At 49.6% G+C, this 25069-nt stretch carries 24 protein-coding genes and 1 pseudogene; 18 read left to right on the forward strand and 7 right to left on the reverse strand.

The genetic code is table 11. From position 1 onward, the window contains the following. Positions 1–34: 34 nt before the first annotated feature. From KDD30_RS04860 to KDD30_RS04885, 6 genes are all read left to right on the forward strand, one after another. Positions 35–766, forward strand: a complete 732-nt coding sequence (locus KDD30_RS04860) for a thioesterase II family protein (RefSeq protein ID WP_211647648.1) — start codon at positions 35–37, stop codon at positions 764–766. A 278-nt stretch (positions 767–1044) separates the two neighbouring features. Further along, positions 1045–1617: an elongation factor P-like protein YeiP gene (gene yeiP, locus KDD30_RS04865; RefSeq protein WP_211647649.1), complete on the forward strand. Its 573-nt coding sequence runs from the start codon at positions 1045–1047 to the stop codon at positions 1615–1617. Between the two features lie 118 nt (positions 1618–1735). Continuing rightward, positions 1736–2254, forward strand: a complete 519-nt coding sequence (locus KDD30_RS04870; RefSeq protein WP_211647650.1) for a hypothetical protein — start codon at positions 1736–1738, stop codon at positions 2252–2254. A 373-nt stretch (positions 2255–2627) separates the two neighbouring features. Next, on the forward strand, positions 2628–3389 hold the full coding sequence (locus KDD30_RS04875) for a transporter substrate-binding domain-containing protein (RefSeq protein WP_371826081.1): 762 nt from the start codon (positions 2628–2630) through the stop codon (positions 3387–3389). A 70-nt stretch (positions 3390–3459) separates the two neighbouring features. Next, positions 3460–4407, forward strand: coding sequence for an amino acid ABC transporter permease (locus KDD30_RS04880; RefSeq protein WP_211647653.1), 948 nt, complete (start codon positions 3460–3462; stop codon positions 4405–4407). A gap of 19 nt (positions 4408–4426) precedes the next feature. Then, a complete protein-coding gene (locus KDD30_RS04885) occupies positions 4427–5152 on the forward strand; it encodes an amino acid ABC transporter ATP-binding protein (protein WP_211649558.1) in 726 nt (241 codons plus the stop codon). A 202-nt stretch (positions 5153–5354) separates the two neighbouring features. Here the strand turns inward: KDD30_RS04885 and KDD30_RS04890 are convergent, their stop codons facing one another. From KDD30_RS04890 to KDD30_RS04900, 3 genes are all read right to left on the reverse strand, one after another. Then, the gene (locus KDD30_RS04890; RefSeq protein ID WP_211647655.1) at positions 5355–5813 is read right to left on the reverse strand and encodes an RNA-guided endonuclease TnpB family protein; all 459 of its coding nucleotides are present in this window, start codon (positions 5811–5813) and stop codon (positions 5355–5357) included. Between the two features lie 33 nt (positions 5814–5846). Then, positions 5847–7115 (reverse strand): IS4 family transposase, encoded by a 1269-nt coding sequence (locus tag KDD30_RS04895; protein WP_211646538.1) that lies wholly within the window; start codon positions 7113–7115, stop codon positions 5847–5849. Between the two features lie 90 nt (positions 7116–7205). Beyond that, positions 7206–7832 (reverse strand): hypothetical protein, encoded by a 627-nt coding sequence (locus KDD30_RS04900; RefSeq protein ID WP_211647656.1) that lies wholly within the window; start codon positions 7830–7832, stop codon positions 7206–7208. Between the two features lie 46 nt (positions 7833–7878). Between KDD30_RS04900 and tnpA the strand changes: the two genes are divergently transcribed. The 6 genes and pseudogenes from tnpA to KDD30_RS04930 all read left to right on the forward strand — a co-directional run bounded on the left by tnpA (position 7879) and on the right by KDD30_RS04930 (position 11644). Further along, entirely contained in the window at positions 7879–8283 is a 405-nt protein-coding gene (gene tnpA, locus KDD30_RS04905; RefSeq protein ID WP_211647659.1) for an IS200/IS605 family transposase, read from the forward strand. A gap of 172 nt (positions 8284–8455) precedes the next feature. Next, on the forward strand, positions 8456–9196 hold the full coding sequence (locus tag KDD30_RS04910) for a 5-oxoprolinase subunit PxpA (protein ID WP_211647661.1): 741 nt from the start codon (positions 8456–8458) through the stop codon (positions 9194–9196). Beyond that, positions 9193–9891 (forward strand): 5-oxoprolinase subunit PxpB, encoded by a 699-nt coding sequence (gene pxpB / locus KDD30_RS04915; protein WP_211647666.1) that lies wholly within the window; start codon positions 9193–9195, stop codon positions 9889–9891. The genes KDD30_RS04910 and pxpB overlap by 4 nt, the downstream gene beginning before the upstream one ends. After that, positions 9873–10798 (forward strand): annotated as a pseudogene (locus KDD30_RS04920) (biotin-dependent carboxyltransferase family protein). Before pxpB ends, KDD30_RS04920 begins: the two are co-directional and overlap by 19 nt. A 31-nt stretch (positions 10799–10829) precedes the next feature. Beyond that, positions 10830–11390 (forward strand): gamma-glutamylcyclotransferase family protein, encoded by a 561-nt coding sequence (locus tag KDD30_RS04925; protein ID WP_211647669.1) that lies wholly within the window; start codon positions 10830–10832, stop codon positions 11388–11390. A 2-nt stretch (positions 11391–11392) separates the two neighbouring features. Then, on the forward strand, positions 11393–11644 hold the full coding sequence (locus tag KDD30_RS04930) for a hypothetical protein (RefSeq protein WP_211647671.1): 252 nt from the start codon (positions 11393–11395) through the stop codon (positions 11642–11644). A gap of 129 nt (positions 11645–11773) precedes the next feature. Here the strand turns inward: KDD30_RS04930 and KDD30_RS04935 are convergent, their stop codons facing one another. Beyond that, the gene (locus KDD30_RS04935) at positions 11774–12457 is read right to left on the reverse strand and encodes a DUF3108 domain-containing protein (protein WP_211647673.1); all 684 of its coding nucleotides are present in this window, start codon (positions 12455–12457) and stop codon (positions 11774–11776) included. 497 nt (positions 12458–12954) lie between these two features. Here KDD30_RS04935 and KDD30_RS04940 point away from each other — a divergent pair, with 497 nt between their 5' ends. Both KDD30_RS04940 and KDD30_RS04945 read left to right on the forward strand, forming a co-directional pair. Then, the gene (locus KDD30_RS04940) at positions 12955–13170 is read left to right on the forward strand and encodes a hypothetical protein (protein ID WP_211647675.1); all 216 of its coding nucleotides are present in this window, start codon (positions 12955–12957) and stop codon (positions 13168–13170) included. 187 nt (positions 13171–13357) lie between these two features. Beyond that, positions 13358–13843, forward strand: a complete 486-nt coding sequence (locus KDD30_RS04945) for a DUF2947 domain-containing protein (RefSeq protein ID WP_211647677.1) — start codon at positions 13358–13360, stop codon at positions 13841–13843. An 18-nt stretch (positions 13844–13861) separates the two neighbouring features. On the opposite strand, the gene KDD30_RS04950 is transcribed toward KDD30_RS04945, so the two are convergent. Further along, the gene (locus KDD30_RS04950; RefSeq protein ID WP_249199199.1) at positions 13862–14710 is read right to left on the reverse strand and encodes a pirin family protein; all 849 of its coding nucleotides are present in this window, start codon (positions 14708–14710) and stop codon (positions 13862–13864) included. Positions 14711–14834: 124 nt separating this feature from the next. Further along, positions 14835–16493 carry a VRR-NUC domain-containing protein gene (locus KDD30_RS04955; RefSeq protein WP_211647679.1) on the reverse strand — a complete coding sequence of 553 codons (1659 nt, stop codon included), beginning with the start codon at positions 16491–16493 and terminating at the stop codon, positions 14835–14837. Positions 16494–16716: 223 nt separating this feature from the next. Here KDD30_RS04955 and KDD30_RS04960 point away from each other — a divergent pair, with 223 nt between their 5' ends. After that, on the forward strand, positions 16717–18237 hold the full coding sequence (locus KDD30_RS04960) for a phosphatase PAP2 family protein (protein WP_211647685.1): 1521 nt from the start codon (positions 16717–16719) through the stop codon (positions 18235–18237). Between the two features lie 260 nt (positions 18238–18497). Further along, positions 18498–21560: an FAD-binding and (Fe-S)-binding domain-containing protein gene (locus KDD30_RS04965; protein ID WP_211647686.1), complete on the forward strand. Its 3063-nt coding sequence runs from the start codon at positions 18498–18500 to the stop codon at positions 21558–21560. A 70-nt stretch (positions 21561–21630) separates the two neighbouring features. Here the strand turns inward: KDD30_RS04965 and KDD30_RS04970 are convergent, their stop codons facing one another. Then, complete coding sequence (locus KDD30_RS04970; protein WP_211647690.1) at positions 21631–22467, reverse strand: UDP-2,3-diacylglucosamine diphosphatase; 837 nt, start codon at positions 22465–22467, stop codon at positions 21631–21633. 223 nt (positions 22468–22690) lie between these two features. Between KDD30_RS04970 and KDD30_RS04975 the strand changes: the two genes are divergently transcribed. Together KDD30_RS04975 and KDD30_RS04980 are read left to right on the forward strand one after the other, a co-directional pair. Further along, positions 22691–24616 carry a diguanylate cyclase domain-containing protein gene (locus KDD30_RS04975; RefSeq protein ID WP_211647692.1) on the forward strand — a complete coding sequence of 642 codons (1926 nt, stop codon included), beginning with the start codon at positions 22691–22693 and terminating at the stop codon, positions 24614–24616. Between the two features lie 29 nt (positions 24617–24645). Next, positions 24646–24801 (forward strand): hypothetical protein, encoded by a 156-nt coding sequence (locus tag KDD30_RS04980; RefSeq protein WP_211647694.1) that lies wholly within the window; start codon positions 24646–24648, stop codon positions 24799–24801. Positions 24802–25069 lie beyond the last annotated feature (268 nt).

The raw sequence follows: 25069 nt of genomic DNA on the forward strand, positions 1-25069 counted from the left end.
CCAGCGATATTATTCTGAGTGAAAGGAATTTTTCATGTGGTTTGAAAAAAAGAAAGCCAGTCAATCTGAACATCAGGAACATATTTTATTTCTGTTTCCATATTCCGGTGGCAGTTCTGAGGTGTTTGATCAAATGATTGAAAAACTCCCGGTTCATGTCTCGGCCTATGTATTTCAGCTTCCGGGAATGGGGGTAAGGTTCACAGAACCTTTGAGTAATGATATTGATTATATTTTGAATGAATCTTTGAAAGTCATGGATAACATTCGAAATGGTCGAAATTTTTCTTTCTATGGTCATAGTACCGGGGCACTGTTTGCCTACTTATTTACCTTAAAAATGAACCCAAAGGGGGCGAGGCCGATGCATCTTTGGATTGCCGCGGAATCAGCGCCTCATGTAAATGAGTTTCATGAAGACCCAATCGTATTTACTGATCAGCAAATCGCGGAGAAGTTAAAAAGGTATGGAAAATTGTCTGATGAAGTGATTCATGATCCAGACTTTATGGAATTTTATTACCCCATCATGAGGAATGAATTTTCGATTAACTATCAGCTGAATGAAAGACTGAAGAACACTTGTCTTGATCAAGAATTAATTCTTATACATGGAGAAGAAGACTCGCATGTGAAGATTGATGAGATTTTGGCGTGGGAGTCTTATACGTCGAAATCAACTGCCGTACATCGGATTCAATCGGGTCATTTTTTTATTGAGGACAGAGCGCGTGAGGTTGTTCAGATCATTTGCAGCCAAATCTGAACACGCATGTGTTTCATGGCGTCACCAGCGAATGTAAACGAGCAGGGGATTACCTGGTATTCAATTGAAGTCAGTTCGGGCGATTCATCTGGGTTTGAAGCGCCAGCAAAAGTACTGAGATAGACGCACGTTTGATGACTTTTTCTATGCGTTTTAGCACCTTGTTCCGGTTTGGGATGCCAAGGGGTAAGAAAGCTCACTTTTTTTTCACTGCCTACTTGTCTTCATGCGGTTTCATGCTATTTTCTCGCCATCAACGATGAATCGGAGCGATAAAAATGCCAAAGGCGAGTGAGATTAAAAAGTCTGCAGCCATTGAACACGATGGTAAAGTTTATTTTGTAAAGGAAATCAATAAGCTGACGCCAAGTGGCCGTGCCGGTAGCAGTTTGTACCGGATGCGTATGTATGATGTTGCGACCAACGCGAAAGCGGATGTCAGCTTCAAAGCGGATGACATCATCACCCTGGCAGATTTCAGTCGTCACCCAGCGGCTTTTTCTTACATTGACGGTGAAGAGTACGTCTTCATGGACAATGAAGATTACACCCCGTATCACTTCCATAAAGATGTGATCGAAGAAGAACTGCTGTTTATCACGGAAGATACTCAGGGTTTGCATGTGTTGGTGGTCAATGGTGCGCCCGTGGCATTGGAACTGCCATCAACGGTTGATCTGGACATCGTCGAGACCGATCCGTCGATTAAGGGTGCATCTGCCAGTGCGCGGACCAAGCCTGCGGTGCTGAGTACAGGTCTGACGGTACAGGTGCCTGAATACATCGCAAACGGCGATCGAATTCGCGTTAACACGCTGGAACATAAATACATGAACCGCGTTGAGAAATAATCTGTATTTCTGAATGAGAAAGCAGCCGCCATTGAGCGGCTGTTTTTGTATCTGAAGATCGGAACCGGCCGTTTGGATCAGTCAAAGAAATCACGTTAAGCTATGCAACGGATTGGTTGTGATCACATGTCAAAAGGAAGGGCATTTTGCGAATGATAAGAAAGATACTTTCCCTGCTCCTGATTGTTTTGCTTCAGGGGTGCAGTGGCTATGTCGGGGGGATCTGGAAGATATTCAGATTGACCGCTATGTCCGCTATTGCGATGACACGCCGACAACCTATCAGATTCGGGTGACATCGAATGCCGTGAATGACTATGGCAGTGAGAATATTTCCGGCACCTTATCGACCTACACGCTGGGCCTGCTTCCAACCTACTGGCTTTCCCATGTCGATAGTAAAACCTCAATTCTGCGCGGTGGAAAAGAAATTTACAGCCGGGAAGACCAAAGCCGTATTCATACGTTTTATGGCATGCTATGGCTGATTTTTTTGCCGGAAACGGTGAATTCACTGCGGGCTGATGAGGGATCGGGGTTACGGGTCATTGAAGGGATCCGGGAACGGTCCGTCGCCAAAACCTTGCAGGAAATGCCAAAAGAGATTGATATTCAATCCGTTTGTCTTGTGCTTTGAGTGGCAGCAAAGGGGAAGGTTGCAATCATCCGATTTCAATACCAGCACGGCATATCTCAGAATGAGTGCTCGGTCATACTATCGAATAAAACATCATGCGTTGTGAATGCTTATGTTTTCCGGGATTCCGCCCGTAAACTGATGAGTATGTCATTATCTTCTGCTGCCAATGCTCTGTTTCGTGATTTTAAATCTTGGAATGGTGTTTCTACTTCATTCTGTGCTGGTCATTTTCTGTTCATTCTGAATTGAGCTCACAAGATTTTATTTGTTATAACCATTCTTGTATCAATCGAATTCTTCAATATTCAACAAAATTAAGGATACAAGGATGTTTAAGCGTAAATTTACCAGAATTATTGCTGCAGCCACGATGCTGATGGGCGCATCGGCGTCTGTTTCTGCCGGTCCGGTTCTGGACGATATTGTGAAAACCGGTGAACTCCGTGTCTGTTTTGACGCAGGTTATATGCCGTTTGAAATGAAAAGTAAAAATGGGTCATTTATCGGATTTGATATTGATATCGGTAAAATGATGGCCAAGCAGATGGGTGTGAAATATGTACCGGTGAATACCGCATGGGATGGGATTATTCCAACCTTGCTGACGGGCAAGTGCCACATGATTAACGCGGGTATGACGATTAATGCAAAACGGAATATGCGGGTGAACTTTGCAGAACCTTATATCATCGTTGGCCAGTCTATCCTGCTGTCGCCTGAGCTGGAAGGCAAAATCAAAAGCTATAAAGACCTCAACGACAGCAAATATACGATTGCGACCAAACTGGGTACTACAGGGGAGCAGGCAATCAAGCGTATGATCAGTAAAGCGAAACTGAATGTGTTTGAAACTCAGTCGGATGCTGTGCTCGAAGTGGCAAATGGTAAAGCGGATGCCTTCATTTACGATATGCCGTTCAATGCAATTTATGCGTCTCAGAATAACGGGAAAGTCGTTCACCTGGACCAGCCATTTACCTATGAGCCTTTAGGCTGGGCAGTGGCTCAGGGAGATATGGATATGCTGAATTTTCTGAATAACTTCCTGCGCCAGATTAAGGGAGATGGTTCCTACGAGCGTGTGTATAACAAATGGTTTAAAGATAACAGCTGGCTGAGCCAGGTGCAGTAACACCGATACCATGGCGGGGAAACCTGCCGTGGTATTGTTTCAGACCGCTAAACGGCTCAGGAAGAAGTAAATGAATAGGACGTCGAACCGTTGGTTGTGGCATGCAGCCTTTTTTGCCATTCTGGCTTTCTTGATGCTGGGTTTATATCAGGCATCGCAAAGTATTAACTACAACTGGCAGTGGCAGCGTGTGTTGCCCTTTATTATTGATACCTCGCCGCAGGAATACCGTGCTCAGGGAGATGGCACGGTTCAGATCAATGCAGATCACAGCATCACGATTCAACTGGATGACAGTGATGTCCCTCAGCGTATTCCGGCCTATGATCACCGGAATGTCCAACAAGGCGATTTAGTCTTTGAAGGGGATATCCTCGCCACCAGTCAGCAATGGACTATCGGACCTGTGACCATGGGGCTCTGGGTCACGCTCAAGATATCCGTCCTGTCCTTGTTCTTTGCGATCATTCTGGGCCTGATCGCTGGCCTGATGCGCATTTCCCATAATCCTGTCACCAAGAATATGGCGTTTCTCTATGTTGAGGTGATTCGTGGCACGCCATTACTGGTTCAGATTTTCATCGTTTATTTTTTTCTGGGCACGATCTTCGATCTGGAACGCTTTACGGCCGGTGTGGTTGCGCTGTCGATTTTTACCGGTGCATATATTGCCGAAATCATCCGCTCCGGCATCCAGTCCATTCCCCCTGGCCAGATGGAAGCGGCACGGTCACTGGGGATGAGTTATCCAAAGGCGATGATGTATGTCATTCTGCCGCAGGCGTTCAAGCGAACATTACCGCCGATGGCCGGGCAGCTCATTACCCTGATCAAAGATTCTTCGCTGGTATCTGTCATTTCTATTACGGATTTGACGAAGGCTGGCCGCGAGGTGATCAGTGGAAGCTTTGCCACTTTTGAAGTGTGGTTTGTGGTTGCAGCTTTGTACCTGCTACTGACGACAAGCTTATCCTGGGCAGTACAACGCATTGAGAAGAGGTTGGCGAGCAGTGACTAGAACATATCAGGGCGATGACATGATTATCGCAGAAGGCGTCAATAAAATTTATCCGAACCAATGCCATGCGCTGAAGGATGTGAGTGCGACTATCAAGCGGGGTGAAGTGGTGGTGATTATCGGCCCCTCCGGATCCGGGAAGTCGACTTTTCTGCGTACACTCAATCAACTGGAAGTGATTTCTTCCGGAAAGATTCAGATGGATGGCATGGATATGTACGCCAAGTCGACCAATATCAATGAACTACGTGCCAATGTTGGCATGGTTTTTCAGTCTTTTAACCTGTTTCCTCACAAAACGGTCAAGGGCAACGTGATGCTTGCGCCTCAGAAAGTGCTGGGCCGTGCGAAATCAGAGGTCGAAGCCGACGCAGAGCAGTTGCTCAGGCGTGTCGGACTTGCTGAGAAAATGGATGTTTATCCGTCGCAGTTATCCGGCGGCCAGCAACAACGGGTGGCGATTGCCCGTGCGTTAGCCATGCAGCCCGATGTCATGCTGTTTGATGAACCTACGTCTGCACTTGATCCGGAAATGGTGGGAGAAGTGCTGGATGTGATGAAAGATCTGGCGGCAGAAGGCATGACCATGGTGGTCGTAACGCATGAAATGGGATTTGCCAAAGAAGTTGCGGATCGGGTTCTGTTCATGGAAGACGGCGAATTGCTGGTGGGCGATATCCCCGAGCACATTTTTGATTCTCCCAAGCATCCACGTTTAGTGCAGTTCCTTTCCAAGCTTTTGTAGGCAGACCACGTCTTATTCACGTACAGGATAAGCGTCGGTGAACGGTGATCGCCTGTGACACGGAAGTTTCCCGGATGTCGCAGGCGATACAGCGTTTATTTTTTCCCTTTGTCTTTATGCTGGGCTTTGTCATGCCCCTTACCCGGATTATTGTTCCCCTGCACACTCCGGTTCTCTTGGTCTCTTTGACATCCTCCCCGAGCTAAAGCGCGGGGATTCCTACAGCTAGACGGCGATGCCCCGCCGCGAGAATATTGCTTGCCGCGTTTACGTCGCGGTCGTGCTCTGCTCCGCACTCAGAGCACACCCATTCTCTTATTCGCAAGCCTGCTCTACCTTTCGGACTGCTGTCGGGGATAGCCCCGCAGCACGAACAAGTTACGGTGGAGTACGATTCGTTGACTACTTCGAACACAACTGACCGCGCTATCGCTTTATATTCCAACTGTGTTTTGAGCATTGACCAACCAGCATCTAAAACCGATTTTGCCATCTTGGTTTTAACCAGCTTGGTACTGCTCACATCGCCAACGATTATCGCAGCGTTGTTATTTACAAGCTGCGTACTGAATTTATGTAAAGCATCCTTGCGACGATTTTTTATCTTCGCGTGAATTGCCTTAACTCGCTTTTTCTTATTCGCTCTCTGAGCGATACCCAAATCCGCTTCTAGATCGCGGTCATAGACAGGACCTTAAGCATTAAGCTTTTCATAAATTCCATCTAAGGTTCTGTCTTTCTTGGATTTTCTCTGAGCTGCTTTGCGAGCATTCATTGATATATATACCATAGCCCATTCCAGTCGCCCTGATATTTCAGACCTTGCTTGGTGCATCAAGCTTTCCAATATTGGAAGTAGCCAAACATCAACATTTTTTGCCGCTTTTAATACAGATACTGACGGCAGGCTGGTTATGGCAATACTTCGCCGAACAATCAGCGCTAGCAAACTGGCCCAAATCAGCCCCTCAGCAATGGCTTTTTGTGCCGTTACAAAACGACGCCAATTCGTATGCGACTTTAACTCCTTGAATAGCAACTCAATTTGCCATCGGCACCGATAGAGCGCCATGATATCGTCTGCTGAAAATTGTGATGTCGGCAAGTTTGTCAACCACAGACAAAAACGCTTTTCTTCAGCGAACCATCGACGCACCACCCGGAACTCGTACTTTCCTCGCTTGCATCTCAGGTCAAGAACTTCGGAGCGGTTAGTTTTTCGGCTAATATCCTTGAGTTTCATATCTATTAATCTTGGTAAACGCCGACCATTGCCATTGTGGGCACTAACAATTGTTGGGTTCAGTGATTTACCGCCACGGACGATAAAATGGCCGTTATGACGAGAAAGTTGCTCGAAATAGCTAAAATCCACATAGCCAGCATCGGCTAAAAGCAATTTTTTCTCTAGGTTGCCAGGTGTGGGCAAGTACGTCCGCTCAGATGCTGTATCTGCCGTTACTGTCATCGTTTTTGGTGACTGGTCAAACAGCGACATGGTCATATGACATTCAATCGCAGCAGGATAGTTTTTGAAGCGGCTTGGAAAAACCTCACGAAGTCCGTCGTGAACTCGAAAAGAACTGCCATCCTGCAGAATAACATCGTCGAAATGAGATAAATTTGCTGGCATTGAACGCGAACTCTTCTGGAACAGCTGAACTATTGCAAATTTGACCAGCTCTTTCATAAAGTCGGCAAAACTATCTTTTCGCAACTGGTTATGAAAAGGCTTATAAGCCACATTTTGCTTTTCACTCAGACACATCCCGTTGAACTGGCGATGAAGGTCGGCAATGGCGTGGCAATTGCCCTTGCTCAAAGCCGCGAGAAGGCTGAGTACCAATTGTTGAGGCTGAATTGCTCTGGCCCGCTGAGTAAAACCACACTTTCTTGCAGTTTTTTCGAGAAAACTGGCATCGAAGAATTGCACCAGTTGCTTTTTTAAAGAGATAATCGTCATCGGCTTCACGGTTGATTCTGGTTGTTTGTTTGGCGACGATTATCAGATCATAAGTGAAGCCTTTTTTCTATCTAAAATATGGGGTTAGAGCTAAAGATCCTGTCTATGACCACGCTCTAGCTTAGTGCCATCACTGCACGTCGCAGTGTCTTTAAGCCCTAAATCCACCCCAATGGCGGCTTTACCTGTGGCTGTGGGTAATTGCTCTACCTGTACGCACACATTGAAGTACCAACGCCCTCTAGAGTCTTCAGAGAAAGAACCAGAGGTGAATTCGTACTGTGAAAGCCCGTAGGTATCCCATACTTTAAAGATGTGCTTCGCAAACACTACCTGACCATTCTTCCACTTGGCCGAACCTTTCTTGAATGGAACAAAGCCCAGAGAGCGTTTAGAGCCAGAACTTACGCGCCAGCGTAACTTAGCACGTTTGAATTGCTTTCTTGCTTGAGCATGTTTGGCACATACCTCTTGCGCGGTGTGAGATGGGATAATAAACCCCGATTCCTTTCTGAACTTTAGAACAGGCTTTTGGGTGTCGTAAGCTGACATCCAGACAGGTTTAACCGCGCCAGCATCGCTATAGTTGCGACTAGCTTTCATGGTTAGTTCGTTAGCAAAGTTAAAGCACTGATTAACTTCATACGACATCTGCCTCAGCAGCTTCGCATGTTTATCTTTAACCCTAACACTTAAAGTTTTGGTCTGAATGCTCATATTCCTTTAACATAAGCGCTTTAAAGCTAATTGTAAAGGTTGGTCTATGGAGTTTCGGAAAGGGCGTCACTGTGTATTTTTGATGCACGTACACCTCATATTTATCACTAAGTACCGAGGCAAAGTGTTTACTGATGAGCACCTACAAACGATGCGGGGCATAATGGAAAAAGTCTGCGCTGACTTTGAAGCGGAGATCACAGAGTTCAACGGAGAGCAGGACCATGTTCATCTCCTGGTGAACTACCCGCCTAAAGTGGCTATATCGAAGTTGGTTAATAGCCTGAAAGGCGTATCCAGTCGGAGGTTGAAGCAACACCACCCCGAGTTGCATAAGCCAGCGTACCTGAAAGATGCTCTTTGGTCGCCAAGCTACTTTGCTGGCTCTGTTGGTGGTGCTCCGATAGAAGTGTTAAAACAATACATCGAACAACAAGATAGGCCGCATTAAGCTGCTTCGCAGCTTGCGCTATCCTTCTCCGCCCTACAAGGACGGAGCTTGTCGTGTTTTTTGGTCAGTGATCGAACCACTTGAGGTTGGCGGTGAATCTTTGGCAAACTCGTTATAATTGAATCAGGTAGATATTTTTTCAACGAGTTCTCAATGAGTGCTAAGGATTTGCATGAAACTGAACTGTGATATGGGCGAAAGCTACGGTTGCTGGCAGATGGGGGATGATCTGGCAGTGATGCCCTATGTTGATCAGGCGAATATTGCCTGCGGATTTCACGCATCAGACCCGGACACCATGGCCAGAACAGTGGCCAGTGCAGTGACACATCAGGTGACCATCGGTGCGCATCCGGGCTATAACGACAAGCCAGGATTTGGCCGTCGCAGCATTCCACACAGCCCCGAAGCCATTACCCATCTGGTGGCATACCAGACGGGGGCACTAGAAGCCATCTGTCAGTTACATGGCACGCAGGTTGCGTATGTGAAGCCGCACGGTGCCCTGTATCACGACATGATGAACCGGTCAGATGTCCTGGATGCGATTCTGAAGTCAGTCGCAGCGATGAACCGGCAACGGCCAACCCCGCTCGCGCTCATGGTGTTGGCGAAAGCCGATAACAGCGCCATTCAAGCCGCAGCAGCCCGGTATCAGGTGCCGTTACTCTTTGAAGCTTTTGCAGATCGGGCCTATGACGAACAGGGCAACCTGGTGGCGCGAAACCAACCCGGCGCGGTTCACCATGATCCGGTACAGATTCAACAGCAGGCATTGGCGCTGGCTACCGGTTCAGTGACCACGATCAACGGACAGTCATTGTCCCTGCAGGCCGATACCCTGTGTGTGCATGGCGATAATCCAGAATCCATTGCGACCATTGCCGAAATCAGAAAGGCGATGCAGTTATGATTCGCTTTGATACGGTCTCAGAAAGTACCTTGATGGTGCATTTTGCGGATGAGATTGATGTCAGCATGACGCCCTTGATTGCCCGCCTAACCAACCAGATTCAGGCCGACTTTCCGGAGCAACTGATCGATTTGCTGCCTTCCTATACGTCGATCCTGATTCATTTTCATCCGGACAAAATCACGGAGCGCGTGCTTCGTGAGCGTGTTCAGCATTGTTATCAGCAATGGCAAAACCAGCCTGTTTCGGCGCAGGGAAAACTGATTGAATTGCCCGTTTATTATCATCCGGATGTCGGGCCGGATTTGGCAGCCTTAGCCGCCAGTCAGGCGATGAGTGTCGACGAGGTCATTGCCCTGCACAGCGGCGCAACCTATACCGTCTGTGCCATTGGTTTCGCGCCGGGCTTTGCTTTTCTGGCTTCCGTGGATCAGGCTATCGCGACACCGAGGCATGCGGAGCCCAGACTTCGGGTGGCGGCGGGCAGTGTCGGGATTGCCAATCAGCAAACGGCGGTGTACCCGGCGCAGTCACCGGGCGGCTGGCAAATCATCGGGAACTGCCCCAAGCCACTGTTCAATCCGCATCAGGAGCCGATGACTCCATTTCAGGTTGGGGATCAGGTGCGTTTTCAGCCGATTGATCGTCAGACATTTCATTCGCTCGGAGGGGAAATATGGCCACACTGGAAGTGATCCGCCCCGGCACGCTCACACTGATTCAGGACACGGGTCGCCTGGGGGTTGCCCGTCAGGGATTAAGTCAGGGCGGGGCGGCAGATTTACATGCCTATTGCTGGGCGAATTATTTACTGGGTAATTCAATGGAGTGTGCCCAGCTCGAAATCACCCTGGGACAGGCCAGTTTTAAAGCGCATGCCGACATTGAATGCGCGCTGACCGGTGCAGAAATGCAGGCAACTTTAGACGGCGAACCCGTGGATACCTGGGCCACTTTTGTCATGCGCAAAGGGCAAACTCTGCAACTGGGCTATGCCCGCAGCGGGCTGCGCGCTTATCTGGCAATTCAGGGTGGATTTGAGACTCTCCCAGTCCTTGGCAGCCGTTCTACTGTGGTTCGTAATCAGCTTGGCGGGATCGATGGCAGCGCCTTAAAAGCGGGGGATGCGCTGCCGGTACAGTCCAGCTTGCTTCGCCACCGTCCCCGTTATGTGCCGCCCCGGTTTATACCAGACTACGACAGCCCGATCGAATTGCACCTGCTGGCCTCCTCGCAGTGGGAGTTTTTTCCACCGGACGCCAGAAATCAGTTTTTTGATAATCACTATCATGTGTTGCCTGAAAGCGACCGGATGGGATGCCGTCTGGAGGGCAACGCCATTCTGGGTGGTCCGGCCGGGATTGTATCTGAAGGGATTGCGCTGGGTGCCGTTCAGATCCCCCCAATGGACAACCAATCGTATTGCTGAACGACAGACAGACACTGGGCGGTTATCCGAAGCTGGGATGTGTCGCTCGTATTGATTTACCCAGACTGGCTCAGGCGCGCCCTGGAAAAGACATCCGATTTATTCGTGGTGATTTGGTATCATTGCGAAAAGCATGGCAGCGATTCTCGCATTTTTTTGGCCTGCCATTCTGAGACCAAAACTTTCCCGACAGAGGAGGAACGGATGTATATCTTTGGCTACGGTAGTTTGATCAATCGTGCTTCGCGTCAACGCACCGGACAGACCGGTGCAGCGATTCCGGCAGAGGTGGAAGGTCTTCAGCGTCACTGGGGGAAAGTGGATGGTTCTTATGCCATTTCCCCGCTGGTGGCGTCGCTCGGAGAAGGCCGCTGTAATGGCGTACTGCTGAAAGTTGAAGATCATTTCCTCGGCCATTTTGACCAGCGTGAACGCGGATACCAGCGGGTTGAGCTGGATCCGGCCCGAATTCTTCAGGATGAGCTTCTGTCATTCGATGCGCCAATCTGGGTGTATGTGAAAGAAAACCCAGCCCCGCCTTGCGACCAGCAACCGATCATGCAGACTTATGTCGACACGGTGCTGGCCGGATGCCTGTCGATTTCTGATGCCTTTGCCCGCACCTTTGTCGAGACGACTTCCGGATGGCACCACCCGCTGGAAAACGATCGAGAAAGCCCGAAGTACGGTAATCTTGCCGGGGTCGAGGAGGCGCATCTGCCTTGTATCGATCGCTTGGTTCACCGCTCCAGAAAGCCGTTCTGAACATGGCAAAACCCAATAAAAAAGGGCCGGAAAGGACGATTGAAATCTATTGCAGTCAGTGTCGGACGCTCTTGCTGAAATATCGCAAAGGCGGAAAGGGGGCGCTGGTGAAATGCTTTAAAGAGCGGATTGTCAGAGACCATACGACAACACCCTGCTGCTGCCCCGGATGTGAGCAAGTCTTTGCCCGCGATACGCTGGTTCGGGGCACACCCGCGTTCAAGATCATTGGTGGGAAAGCTTTTCAGAAATAGCCGGGAAGGGTTTATTTCCCGGCAGTCTGGTTTAATTTGCCAAAGCCGATTGTGCGGTCAACACATCCGGGTTGTTGCTGGTGAAATAGCTTTGCGGACACAGTTCTCGTTTGGTGCGCAGAACGGCTTTTAGGTCCAGAATTTTACGTTTGTACGTCCCCGGACCAGCTGATAATCCAGATCGGGAGAGAACCACAGGTGGACCTGACGATCTGGTTTTTTAATCTGTTCAACCCGGACAGTATTCACGGTGCCATAGTTGGTATTCAGTTTTTCTTCACCAGCCACCCGAAAATAGTAATGACTCACATCATCGGATTCCTGCATTTTAAAATCGAAGGTTTTCTTACCCTGAATCAGATTCAGCCGCATTTGACTGGCAACGGCTTCGACATCCAGTAAAGGCAGGTCGGCACTGTCAAACTTCATTTTTTCGCCGTCATTGACGATTTCGGAGTGTGTGCCATCCTGATTAAATTGAGCGCGGGTTTCACCATCCAGCAGACCTGTGATCGAACGATTGAAGGATTGGGTCAGGAAAGAGTTTTGGACGTCGGACCAAACCACTCGGGTGTGTTGCTCAAAGTTGGTTTTGGCCACAATGGCAGACAGACGACTGCGTGAGCGGATATCAACGGTCTGATTATTTTCCCAGCTGAGTTTGCGTTCAAAAAATCCAATTTTATGGCTGCCGTAGTACAAATCATAAGTCAGTGTTTTGACACACTGGTGCCATTCGGCAGGGGGAGAAGCCAGGACGGATAACGGGGACAGACACAGCATCAAGGCTGAAAAAAAAATAGTACGATACACGAAACCTCTCCCGGACTTTTCAATCTGAACCATGGGCCACATCAACCCACATTAATTAATTTAGCAAACCGCACAAGGGTTGCTCTCCATCATTGAGACAATAAACAATGAGAGGGAGTTCATGTCTGGCGTGATTGATGGGTGTATTTTGTCTGGATTTTCTCACCAGATTGCCTGAATCATCAGATGCTTATCCTATGAATTTGATGAAGTTTTTATGTCAGTTTCATGTCAGTAAATTCAGTAGGTTAGCTGAATGAATCAACATTGAGGCAGGAGGTTGCAGGCCGGAGATCGCCTAATTCACTGATCATGCGTTGGTGAACCCTGTCTTCGCTAGCACGCCAAGATGACAAAGAGATGTCGGAAATTTGACGCAATTTCACTCTGTACCTAAGGTTTATGGGCTCTGCGCATCTGCAACCACATCAAATGCCGACATGGTTGAGACGCAGACATGACCTGCCCGTAAAACCTGAAACGAGACGGAGGATTGCATGAAAAAGGCGAATGGTGCCTATCGGCTGCAGATTATTAAAGAGGTTGCAACAAAAAAGCGACTCGAAAGCAGTGATGATCCGATGGCAAACCATATTTATCATTTGCTGGAAACCAGAACGCACCCGGATAACCCTGAGCAACAGTTGTTCAATGGCAATCATTTTGATGATCACGCGGGCGGTTGGATCAGTAACTATTGGTCGGCAAAATAATGAGTAGACCCGAATCTGCGAGGTGATTTGGGTCTGCCTGTTGGTCTGTCGTGTACGGCCAGCCTGTCAGGCTGGCCAATTTCTGCCTGAAGTCTGTCTTTTACACTGGGGACTGAATAGACGCCGTCTGGCATCAGACGGCTATCTGCGGTACATTTCCCGGTCCTATTGTTTTCCGAATCAGATCATGCATTACATTGATATTAATACTTACTCCCGCAAGTGGATTTTCACCCATGCATCCATGCCTGTCCCGGCAGCGGATCTGGTCCAGATCCATCCTTTGACTCAGGCCCGATCGGCGACGTTATGGCGTGAACACATCAGTGCGCAAAGCCCGGATGCGGATCATTTCGGACAAGGGGACTGGCCAGCGCAAGATAAATGCTGGATTGACTCTGTGGACTGGCAAGATGCGTGGGATCATGATGATGACAACGCTTTGCCGGAAGCCCTGGCGGCTTTTCTGGCGTGGGAAGACAATACGCCGGTATATTTTTGCTACGAGAAATACAACCTGATTGAAACGCGCTGGGATGTGTTCAAGCGTCACTGGAAAAATTTCCTGTTCTTTGATGATGGCCCGATCCTGATCGCGAAAAAGCAAACACAAGCGGTGTGGTTCCAGTCTGACGGCACTTGCCGCATCGGTCATCGTGGCTCATCGGACTGATCTGCTGAGCGTGACCGCTCAACTGGGATCGGCCAGATGAACCGGGTGGCTTGCCATCAGGGCGGAAATGGTATCGCTGCCCTGATGTAAATTTTCGGGATTCGAGTGGACAGAACTGCCTGAGCTTAGCATCGGCTGGTTCAGCGGTTCACCCAGCACCAGGAAAAGGCGTGCACCTTTCTGACTGGTTTTGATATGAATCGGCAGTGTTGAGGGGTTCAGAATCCCCATTTGCTGGGGGTAAAGCTGATTCGCGCCGATATACACTGAGCCGGAGCGCATATACACAAAACCGGATACCAGTCGTTCATCCGGCTCCCAGTACCATCCTCCGTAAGGTGCAATCATAATATCCAGATAAGTCACCGGAATACTGGAGGCCAGTGGACTTTTCGCCTGTTTGTACTCACCAATCAGCACCTTCGTGGTTGCATCCATTTCTTCAACCAAAGGTAGACTGCCTGTCCCGATATACTGGCTGGATGCATCGGCCATTTCCCGTTCACCGGCTGGCAGTGCGGTCCAGAGGGCAAACGATTCTGCCCGGCCCCCGAGTGGCTGCATGGTGTCTCTATGAACGATGCCTTTGCCCGTCGTCATGATTTGCAGATCGCCTGTCTGCATGGTGACAGAACAACCGCACGAATCCATGTGATGCAAGGTACCGGTGACCGGATAGCTGAACGCTTCAATGCCAGAATGGCCGTGATAATCCAGCCCGGTTTCTTCTTTGATGCCATTGGCATCGAAATGATCCCACAGGACGAACGGATTCAGTTCTGAAAGGTTTTCCTGATAGATATAGGCTGTCATGGGGCCGGATTTCCGACCGTAGCGGATTTTATTGATCGTTCTTGTCGCCTGCATGATCACACCACTGAAATGCTGTACTTCTTATAGAAATAATCTTAGTTCATATGGTCTTTAAACGACTATTTGAACCGGGTTGTGTTCTTAAAATTAACCGGAATTTGACCTTTCTTGATAGAGTTCACATTTGCCAGATCACATGATTAATCCGGGCATCCAGCCCGATTTGCTGAAACAGCCGCAGCCAGCGTTTTTGATTCGCTTGCAGCGTATCGCCCGGTCCTTTGACTTCAACCCATCGGATCTGTCCGTTTTTAAACAGGATCAGATCGGGCTGGCCACTGCGGTTCTGCCGCGGATCGAACAGCAAGCGGGATAAAATGGTATGAAGGTGCTCATGGCTTAAGCAGGCAAGTGTGTTTGTGATGAGTTCAGGTGACACCAGCAGCCAGTTGACCCAATCGTTGGTGATGCCTTGCTTCTGATGAAATACCGTGAGCCATTCTTGCCACTGCCCGGTGCGGATGGCTTCCAGTCGCGAAGTCAGCATGGCCGCTCGTCGTGTTTTGAATTCGGGGTGGTACATATCTCTGGGCGCACGCTGGAAGGGATTGAGGAAAGCGCCGGATACCGGCGAAAAAATAATATCCCAGAAGGCCAGACCAAACAGCGCGCACAAGAGGGCGTTTTCTGTGTAATGCACCGTCCAGCCTTGCTGCTGGTAATACGCAGCAACGGCCAGCTCGACCCGTAATCCGGTTGCCGGTAAATGCAGGGTTTCTTCACAAAACTGCTCCCGGGCTGCTGGCTGGGCTGGGCGTTTAAGCATCCGGTTGAGTTTGAGCGTCAGCCGTTCCGCGATTTCCAGTTCTTCTTCATGGTGGGGTTGCTGGCGCATGGACTGGCAGATTGCCAGAGCCGTCTGCGGGCGGTTGAACTGAATCAGGATTCTAATCTGGCGCTCGCGACTGGGGGGCAGGGAACTTTGGCCGAATAAATACAACGCCAGATCAAATCGCCCGCAGCGCTCCAGATCGCGCGCCACCCGGTTCAGCAGGCGCTGACGACGGCGTTCAAGCGGTGGCCAGTCCGACGCAGGCGGCAAGGTTTTCGCGAAAGCTGCCATGGTATCAGGCTGCTTCGCGGGTGCGATGGTGTCGTAGTGCTGTGCCAGCGTTTCGAGTTGCAGCCACTGCACGATGTGGTGTCTTTGCTGGAACAATCGGGTGCTTGTGTCTGTCTGGTAGGATTCAAACCGATGCAATCCTAAATCGGCCAGAACAAACTGACTCAGATCCTGATACTGGTTGCCAAAAAATAACAGCAGGAAGGTTGTTAAATGGCGCTGATGTTCGACCCGGATCAGGCTATCGTTTAAGTTCAGGCAATCGGGAACCTGGCACACGATCGCTTCGATCAGAGCGTCTTTTTTCAGTTGCCTGAGCGCAGGATAGGCGTGCCATAACGCCGGAGACGAGCAGGCATCAAAAGATGCCAGCAATTCGGGTTTGGTAAACAGGTTCAGGAGAGATTCTTTCGGCCAGTTTGCCTGTGATTGCGTGATAAACCCGAAATGGACTAAGGATGTAATGGCCTGTCTGACTGTGTCTATTTCCGGGTAATTTAAGCGTGAAACCCGGAAAAATAAGCCTTTCCGTGAGAGCAGGCGAATATACAGCAGCTTTGCACAATCGGGGAGTTCGTGATATTCCGCCATCCAGCGACGTTCGGCCTGACTCAGTAAATCCTGATACTGGCGATCCACCTCCTCCAGCAGAATTTCAAAGTTCTGACGATAGTAGTCTGGAGCAAGCTCGGGGGATGTGGCTTGGGTCATCATTGTCTCACCAGTGAAAAGAGATGCGTCTATTGTGGGAACTTCTTGGGTATGCGTAAAGCCCGGCGATGCACCTGAGTCAAATCGAATTATGATGCCTGCGTTTTCTCAGTCTGCCTTTTCGGGCACTTGGGGATGCATCACACCCTGATGGATTTTTCGTGGTGGCATATGCTTTGCATTGTTAAAATTCTGAATTGTTAATGAGATATTAGAAAGGTTTCCAGTGAACAGACAGCGTGAACATTTTCGGCCGGCACAGGCCATGGCTGCCATGGCATTATTTTGCTTTTGGCTGATGTCATGGCCTTTGGCTGTGAATGCTGCAGAGGAAAACAGGGAAAAGTTTTTGCCGGAAACAAGCACTGTGGAACAACCCACAGATTTGGTTGGTGCTGCCTGCATTATCCGGCACGGAAAGCAGATGATCATGCTGACGGAAATTATCTCGCAAAAGTTATCGATTCCCGGTGGGTACATTGATCACCGAGATACAGCCAGTGTGACGGCACAGCGGGAAGCTAAAGAGGAAACCGGTCTAGACGTTGACGTTGTTCAGTTATTGCAATATCGCGATCGGGCTGCAATTTTTGCCTGTGTCACCAAGCAACCTATTTTAGTCGCGGAACGGATGGATCTGAATCAGCGGCATCAGGTTGCTTCCTGGAACGCCCTGCATTTTGGTTCAGAAGTAAAAAATGTGTATCTGATGTCGCCGTTGACGCTGGGGGAAGGGGAGTACCGCTATCCGGGGGATATTCTGTATTTATACCAGTGGATGCAGGCGACCCCGGAAAGCGACGTTGTGTTTTATCAGGATATCAGCGCGCAGGCGAACGGATTGCATCAGGTGGAATTGAAGATCATTCAGCATTTTCAGGCCTGGGGCAGTACCTTGTCATCGACGGCACGGACCTTGTTCGATACCCTGATGTGGTTGCTGAATCTTTCCGGTGAATACTGGTTCGTGTTTTTGCTGGCCGTTGGGATCGCGTCGCTGCTGGGGCCTGTTGCCATGCTGCAACTGGCGGCTGCCACCATCCTGGCGATCTTGTGTTCGACCTGGCTCAAAGATCTGCTCCATTCACCACGGCCCTTTTATCTGATCCCGGCTTTACAGCAGGGCGACGCCTTTGGCTTTGGTTTTCCGAGTGGTCATACGCTGCTGGCAACGGTTGTCTGGGGCATGATCTGGCTGAAATTCTGTGCGCGAAAGTCCTGGAGTCATGCGAAATCCGGTTTGCTGATCGTGATTGCACTGGTTGTGGGTCAGGCGGTTGCGCGGGTTTGGTACGGTGTCCATTTTATCAGTGATACACTGGCCGCCATGTTGCTGGGGATCTTACTTCTGGTGATTTTTGCCCGTGTGATCACTCCGGCAAGCATCCGCGGAAAGTCTATCTGGTTGGGCATCACAGTACTGACCGGATCGGCCGCCGGGTTGACGCAACTACCACAACATTCCTACCTGTTTGCCATTTCTCTGGGTGTGTTTCTGAGTCTGGACGCTTTACCGAAGCGCGCCCTGAGTTTGTCTGTGATGCGGCATATGCTGGTGGCTGTTTGCTTACTGGCCGGGGCGGGCAGCATTGCGTATTTCTCGACAGAACTGGCAGACCATTGCTCTGTCAGCCCGATTATTCTCAGCCTGCGGGCCGTCGGAGCTTTCTTACTGGCGATCTGGCTGGTTGCCGGTTCTTCCGTGATGCTGCGTTTACTGGCTGACCCTGAGCAGAAGCAATCATAAATCGTGAGAGCTATCTTTTTCAGCTTCACGTGTACGGGTGTTGATAGTCAGACCAACACCCGCAAGTGCTTTGTTTCATGCTTTGAGTGCGGTAAAGTGAGGGCAAACGATTATATCAATAAGGCATGTCCCTCATCTGCGGTGCTGAATCATACGGTCGGGAGCTGATCGGGTGAATGAGCCACTGCTTGTACGGGGAAACAGCCAGCATATTATGGAGCCAGTGGAAGCAGGAACGCCCGAACTGGACAAGGAGAGCAATGTTACCCGCACTGACTTACGAGCACAGTATCGATCCTGTCGTACTGTCATATCTGGATGCGCTGGAAGATGCAGGATTTTCCGGCGATATTGAACGCACTTACGCCAGCCGGTTGGCGGTGGCGACAGACAACAGCATCTATCAGCAACTGCCTCAGGCGGTTGTGTTTCCGAAAAGTGTGGATGATCTGATTCTGGTTGGAAAGGTCGGCCAGCAGGCTGAGTTTCTTCAGGTTAGTTTTTCTCCCCGCGGCGGCGGCACAGGCACCAATGGTCAGTCTTTGACTCCCGGTGTGGTGGTGGATCTGTCCCGTCACATGAACCAAATTCTTGAAATTAACCCCGAAAAAGGCTGGGTCCGGGTTCAGACCGGCGTGGTGAAAGATCAGCTCAATGATGCGCTGCGACCACACGGTTTCTTTTTCTCGCCGGATTTGTCGACCAGTAACCGGGCGACCATTGGTGGCATGGTCAATACGGACGCTTCCGGCCAGGGCTCGCTGCAATATGGCAAAACTTCAGACCATGTCCTGGCCTTGAAAGCTGTGCTGGTTGATGGCTCTGTGCTGGATACTGAACCCATGTCAGAAGCTGACGTCGCTACTTTTGCAGCATCAAGCGGGCAAGCCGCAGAAGCCGTGGCGGTGACGGCACGGGTTTGTCGTGAAAAGCGCCCGCAGATTCTGGACAAGTTCCCGCCCCTGAACCGGTTTCTGACCGGATATGATCTGAAACATGTCTATAACGACGATCTCAGCCAGTTCGATCCGGCTCGTTTGCTCTGTGGTGCGGAGGGCTCGCTGGCCTTTATCGCAGAAGCCAAGCTGAATATCACGCCCATTCCAAAAGCCCGAACGCTGGTCAACGTGAAGTACGACAGTTTTGATGCTGCACTGCGCAATGCGCCCGTGATGGTCGAAGCCAAAGCTTTGTCAGTTGAAACCGTGGATTCCAAGGTGTTGAATCTGGCGCGGCAGGACATCGTCTGGCATACCGTGAGCGATTTACTGACGGATGTACCCGGGAAAGACATGCAGGGCATCAATATCGTCGAGTTTGCCGGTAATGATGAAGCTTTGATTGCGGAACAGGTCAGTCAGCTGTGCGCGCGGCTGGAGAACCTGATTGGCCAGCAGGGCATTATTGGTTTTCAGGTTTGCGAAGAACTCGACAGTATTAACAAAATTTACAACATGCGTAAAAAAGCGGTGGGTTTGCTGGGCGCTGCAAAAGGCTGGCAGAAACCTATTCCTTTTGCTGAAGATACCTGCGTACCGCCGGAAAATCTGGCCGACTTTATTGTTGAATTCCGTGAGTTGCTCGATGCGAAGCAACTGCATTACGGCATGTTTGGTCATGTCGACGCTGGGGTATTGCATGTCCGGCCAGCGCTGGATATGTGCGATCCGGATCAGGAAAAAATGATGAAAGAAATTTCCGATCAGGTCGTTGCACTGGTCGCGAAATATGGTGGCTTGATGTGGGGGGAGCACGGTAAAGGCTACCGTTCGGAATATGGTCCGGCATTTTTTGGTGATGAACTCTTTACGGAGCTTCGCCGGATTAAAGCAGCGTTTGACCCGCAGAACCGTCTCAACCCCGGAAAAATTTGTACGCCACTGGACAGCGATGCAACGTTGGTGAAAGTGGATGGTGTGAAGCGGGGCAATTTTGACCGCCAGATCCCGGTACAGGTGCGAGACAGCTTCAAACAGGCGATGGAATGTAACGGCAACGGTCTGTGTTTTAACTACGACACCAGTTCACCGATGTGTCCGTCCATGAAAGTCAGTGCTGACCGTCGCCACTCACCGAAAGGCCGTGCCGGGCTGGTGCGTGAATGGCTGCGATTACTGGCCGCGCAGGGGGTTGATCCGGTCACAATCGAACGGGATCTGATGGAAAAATCCCCGACGGTGAAGCAGATTATGGACCGGTTCCGGAACAGCTTTGGCCGGAACCGCACTCAGTATGACTACTCCCATGAAGTCATGGAAGCCATGAATGGCTGCCTTGCCTGTAAAGCTTGTGCCAGTCAGTGTCCGATTAAAGTGGATGTACCCAGTTTCCGGTCACGCTTCCTGAATATCTACTACAGTCGCTACCAGCGTCCTGCCAAAGATTATCTGGTGGCTTATGTTGAAGATTACCTGCCACTAATGGCCAAAGCACCTTCGCTGATGAATGCTGTGATGCGCCCACGCTGGTCAAAATCGCTGACGGAAAAAATGCTGGGTTATGTCGACATGCCTGAGCTGTCGGTGCCAACGCTGATGCAGGGGCTGGATGGACATCATGCCACGCGGTTTGATTTGCAGTGGTTGCAGGCGCTGTCGCCGGAAGAGCGTCAACAATATGTGCTGATTGTGCAGGATCCGTTTACCAGTTACTACGATGCGGAAGTCGTTCGCGATTTTGTATTGCTGATCGAAAAACTGGGCAGAAAGCCAATGCTGGTGCCATTTCAACCCAACGGGAAAGCGCAGCATGTGAAAGGTTTTTTACGTCAGTTCGCGAAAACGGCTAAAAACACCGCTGATTTTCTGAATCAGCTGAGTGCGCTGAGCATCCCGATGGTGGGCGTGGATCCGGCACTTGTCCTCTGTTACCGCGATGAATATCAGGAAATTCTCGGAGAACAGCGGGGGGCGTTTCAGGTTGTGACGGCACATGAGTGGCTGACTCCACTGCTGAAAGAGCTGCGTGCTTTTGACCCGCGTGAAAATGAAGAACCCTGGTATCTGTTCGCACACTGTACTGAAAAAACGAAAATGCCAAATGCCGAGAAAGAGTGGGGCGCGATCTTCAGTCACTTCGGGGCCAGTATGAAAGCCGTCTCAGTCGGCTGTTGTGGCATGGCAGGTACATTCGGCCATGAAAAAGATAAGCTGGAGACGTCAAAAGGGGTGTATCAGCTGAGCTGGCAACCCAATCTGGCCACGCTTGACGGGGAACGTTGTATGGCGACCGGCTATTCATGCCGGACACAGGTGAAGCGATTCGAACATATTCGAATGAAGCATCCGGTTCAGGTGTTGCTGCGACTGGTCAGCACAGCCTGAAGTGACCGAAACTGTTGCTTGAAAGGATGACACCACACGGCGGACAGCACAGGCTTCCGCCTTTTTTGGCTCAGGCGACTTTGTCTGCCTGACGTTGCGGTTTTTCGATAATCACCCTTGGCGTATCGCGTTTGACCCGGAACTTATCTGAGCTGTTAAGCAACTCTGCTTGTTCAGTCCATCGAATCAATTCAATCACCCCGTCATGGTGTTCAGCCAGAAAAGTGCAATTCTCAATCCAGTCGCCATCGTTGAGATAAAGAATATCATCTTCTTCTGTAATTTCCGGGTGGTGAATATGGCCGCAGACAATGGCATCGACATCTTTGTGCTTGGCCATCGTGATCGCTGCGCGCCTGAAGCGGGCAATGGCAACATTCGCTTTTTCCACACGTGCCTTCAGATAGCTGGCCAGTGACCAGTAAGGCTGCTTCGTCATGCGGCGATATACATTCAGCCAGCGGTTCATAAATAATAAAAGGTCATAGCCCAGATCACCGAGCAGCGACGTCAGTCTGCTGTGGCAGACCAGACTGTCAAACTCATCGCCATGAAGTGCCAGAATGCGTTGTCCGTTTGCGCTGGTGTGAACGTATCGGTGGGCGAGTTCGACATTGCCCGGATTAAACTGAATGAACTTACGCACTGCTTCATCGTGGTTGCCGGGAATATAAACAATCCGACACCCTGCTTCAGCCTGTTCCAGAAGTAAACGAATCACACGGGTATGACTTTCAGGCCAGTGGTAACGGGACTTCAGGGACCAGAGATCCACGATGTCACCGACAAGAATCAGCGTATCAGCTTGATGGCGGGTTAAAAAATCCAGCAGATAATCTACTTTACAATCCCGGTTTCCCAGATGAATGTCTGACAGCCAAAGGGTACGGTAGGCGTTTTTTCCCATAGTCGATATGACCTGTTTATCAAGATATCAGATTCAGAAAAAGCGTAGTTTTTTAGTATGACGATGGGGTGTCGTAACGATGACGCATTCATTGCAATTGATACATAGAAAATGTGAAGAGCCGACCTTATCAGAGACTTAGACTGCGACATTCGTTCCACCCTTGGATATAATCGCTCCGATTCATATCTTACTTGGTACGCTTGACCGATTGATTTTTTAAATGGATTTAAAGCTTAAATATCTGATTAATTTAGTTATTCCTGTATTTCTGATATTGGTGACGGTGCTGATTTACGTCGGTTATTCCGATTACAAAGCCATTCAGCACAGTGCCTATGCGCAGTCACGCGCGAATGTAAATGTGGCGCAGGATTACTTGAACCAACACCATACGGCTGCTGGCAATCAGCTGTATTTGCTGGCTGAGATTCTGAAAAAGCAGGGCGATCTCAGCAGCTTTCTCAGTGCTGCTCAATATATTGTTGAGCGGCAGAATAAGTTTCTAGAAATTGGGCTGCTGATCGGGACGAGTTATTACGGCACGGATGGTTTCCGGGTGGATAGTGTTTCGGGCAAGGCTCCGGATCGCCCCTGGTACGACAAGGACCAGTTACCTGGTGAAACGTTTCTCTCACCCATCTATCAAAGTAAAAGCACACAGCAATGGTGTGTGGCCATGGTTCGGAAAGTTGCGGTTTCGGATCAAACTGATGTCCGGATTCTGATTGAACTGGATGTCAGTGCAATGTCGGCCGATCTTTCTGATCTGAAAACGATGGAAGATGGCTATGTATTTGGTGTGGATGTCATCACGCATGAGGTCGTCATTCATCCGGAACCGGAGCGATTAGGGACAAAGTCTGTCGGCACGAAATTAGGGTTGGTGAAACAAATTTCGGCTGGAGAGAAGTCGGGGGAAATCCCTTCCTACGAATACAAAAATGAATTTAAATTCAGCGTTTACGATACGAATGATCGCTTTGGCTGGGTCTTACTTTCGGGGACACGGAATCATGAAATCACCGCCAGTGCGCTGAAAATGGGCGTTGTCGGGGGGACGTTACTCATGATTCTGATTTTTATCCTGCTGGTTGGATATCTGTTCAGTCGGGTTCATCAGGTCGGCGGGCAATTACTGGATGCATTAGAATTTGAAGAATTGCATATCCAGTTGTCCAAACTGCTGAATGACACGATTGGCAGTAGTCAGGTCTATCTGTTTGTGATGAACGAAAAGGAAGGCATTCTTGAGGAACATTCTTACCACCTCAGGGAAAATGTACCGCCGGATTTATTTTGCCGCTTATCGGGTTGTCAGCAGTTAGGCCGCTACTGTCGACCCGAACAGGATCCGATCGTGCGACGTATCGCACCGCGGGAATCTTGCATCCGTTTGCCATTGGTGAATATGTCCCGTCACGGGGAGTCCTCCTGCCCGACGAAACAATTGATTGGCTTGCTTTACATTATCCGGCCGGGGATGACCTACCCTTTGTTTGCCAAAATGATTGTGAATTATGCCGTCAGTGCATTGAATCAGTTGTTGCTGGCGCACCATATTCGCAGCGAAGATCAGATGACCGGGCTGAAGAATAAGAACTTTCTCCGCAAGCAGATGGAAAGCCGGCTAGAAGATACAGACAATCGGTATTATCTGGCCATGATTGATATTGATGATTTCAAGTCGATCAACGACACCTATGGGCACCTGTTCGGAGATCAGGTGATTTTGCAGATTGCGGCGCTGATGCATCAAAGCTTTCATTCGAATACGGTGTTGTGCCGATATGGCGGTGAAGAGTTTGCGGTTTTAATGGAAGCTCCTGACAGCGAAACTGCCCGAGAAAAGCTGGTGGCTTTTTGCAGGAGTGTCAGTGCTGAGGACATCCATGCGCAGGATAAGCGATGTTCACTGACCGTCAGCATTGGTTTTTCGCTGCTCGCTGACGGGATGGAATTCACCATTTCTCAGGCCGATAAAGCGCTTTATCGGGTTAAATCGCAGGGAAAGAATCGGGTCCTTTATGCGGGGGAACTGAGTTCAGAGCCGCAAACTCCAGAGTCAGAGAGGAATGTGTCGCCAATCAGTGCTAAGTTGAAGAACAAAACGCCTTCTTCAGAAAACACGCACAGCCGCGAGTGTTGACTGTGGATGATGAATAACAGGGGAGTGGTATGCTGAAATTTGTCGTCATTGTGCTGTTGATTGCGTTGGCTTTTCTGCTCTCTCGCTTTCTTGATGAGCAGAAACAAAAGACACTGTTTATCGGGATGGGGATCTGTGCACTGATCGCCATTGCGGTGTTGATGGCCATTGAGCTTGCGCGCTAATTGTCTCTGTCCTCTGCTTTTTCCCTATCCGCGACACTTCATGACTCCCTTTTCAGGTTTCAATCCTTTTGACTTTTCTGACCCAGTTCAGAACTTTTCGTATGCCTTTCACACCATGAGCAGGCACGACTCCCCACTTTATGTGGCTTTGATGACACCTATATGATTAGTTCTGTAATAATTTGATTTGTAATCATTTTGTCTTTTTTATTTCTTTTAAATCAGATGTTTATACTTGAAATGTAATGGTTATCCAATTCTATGGGGT

The organism is Photobacterium sp. GJ3 (assembly GCF_018199995.1).
Taxonomy (GTDB): Bacteria; Pseudomonadota; Gammaproteobacteria; order Enterobacterales; family Vibrionaceae; genus Photobacterium.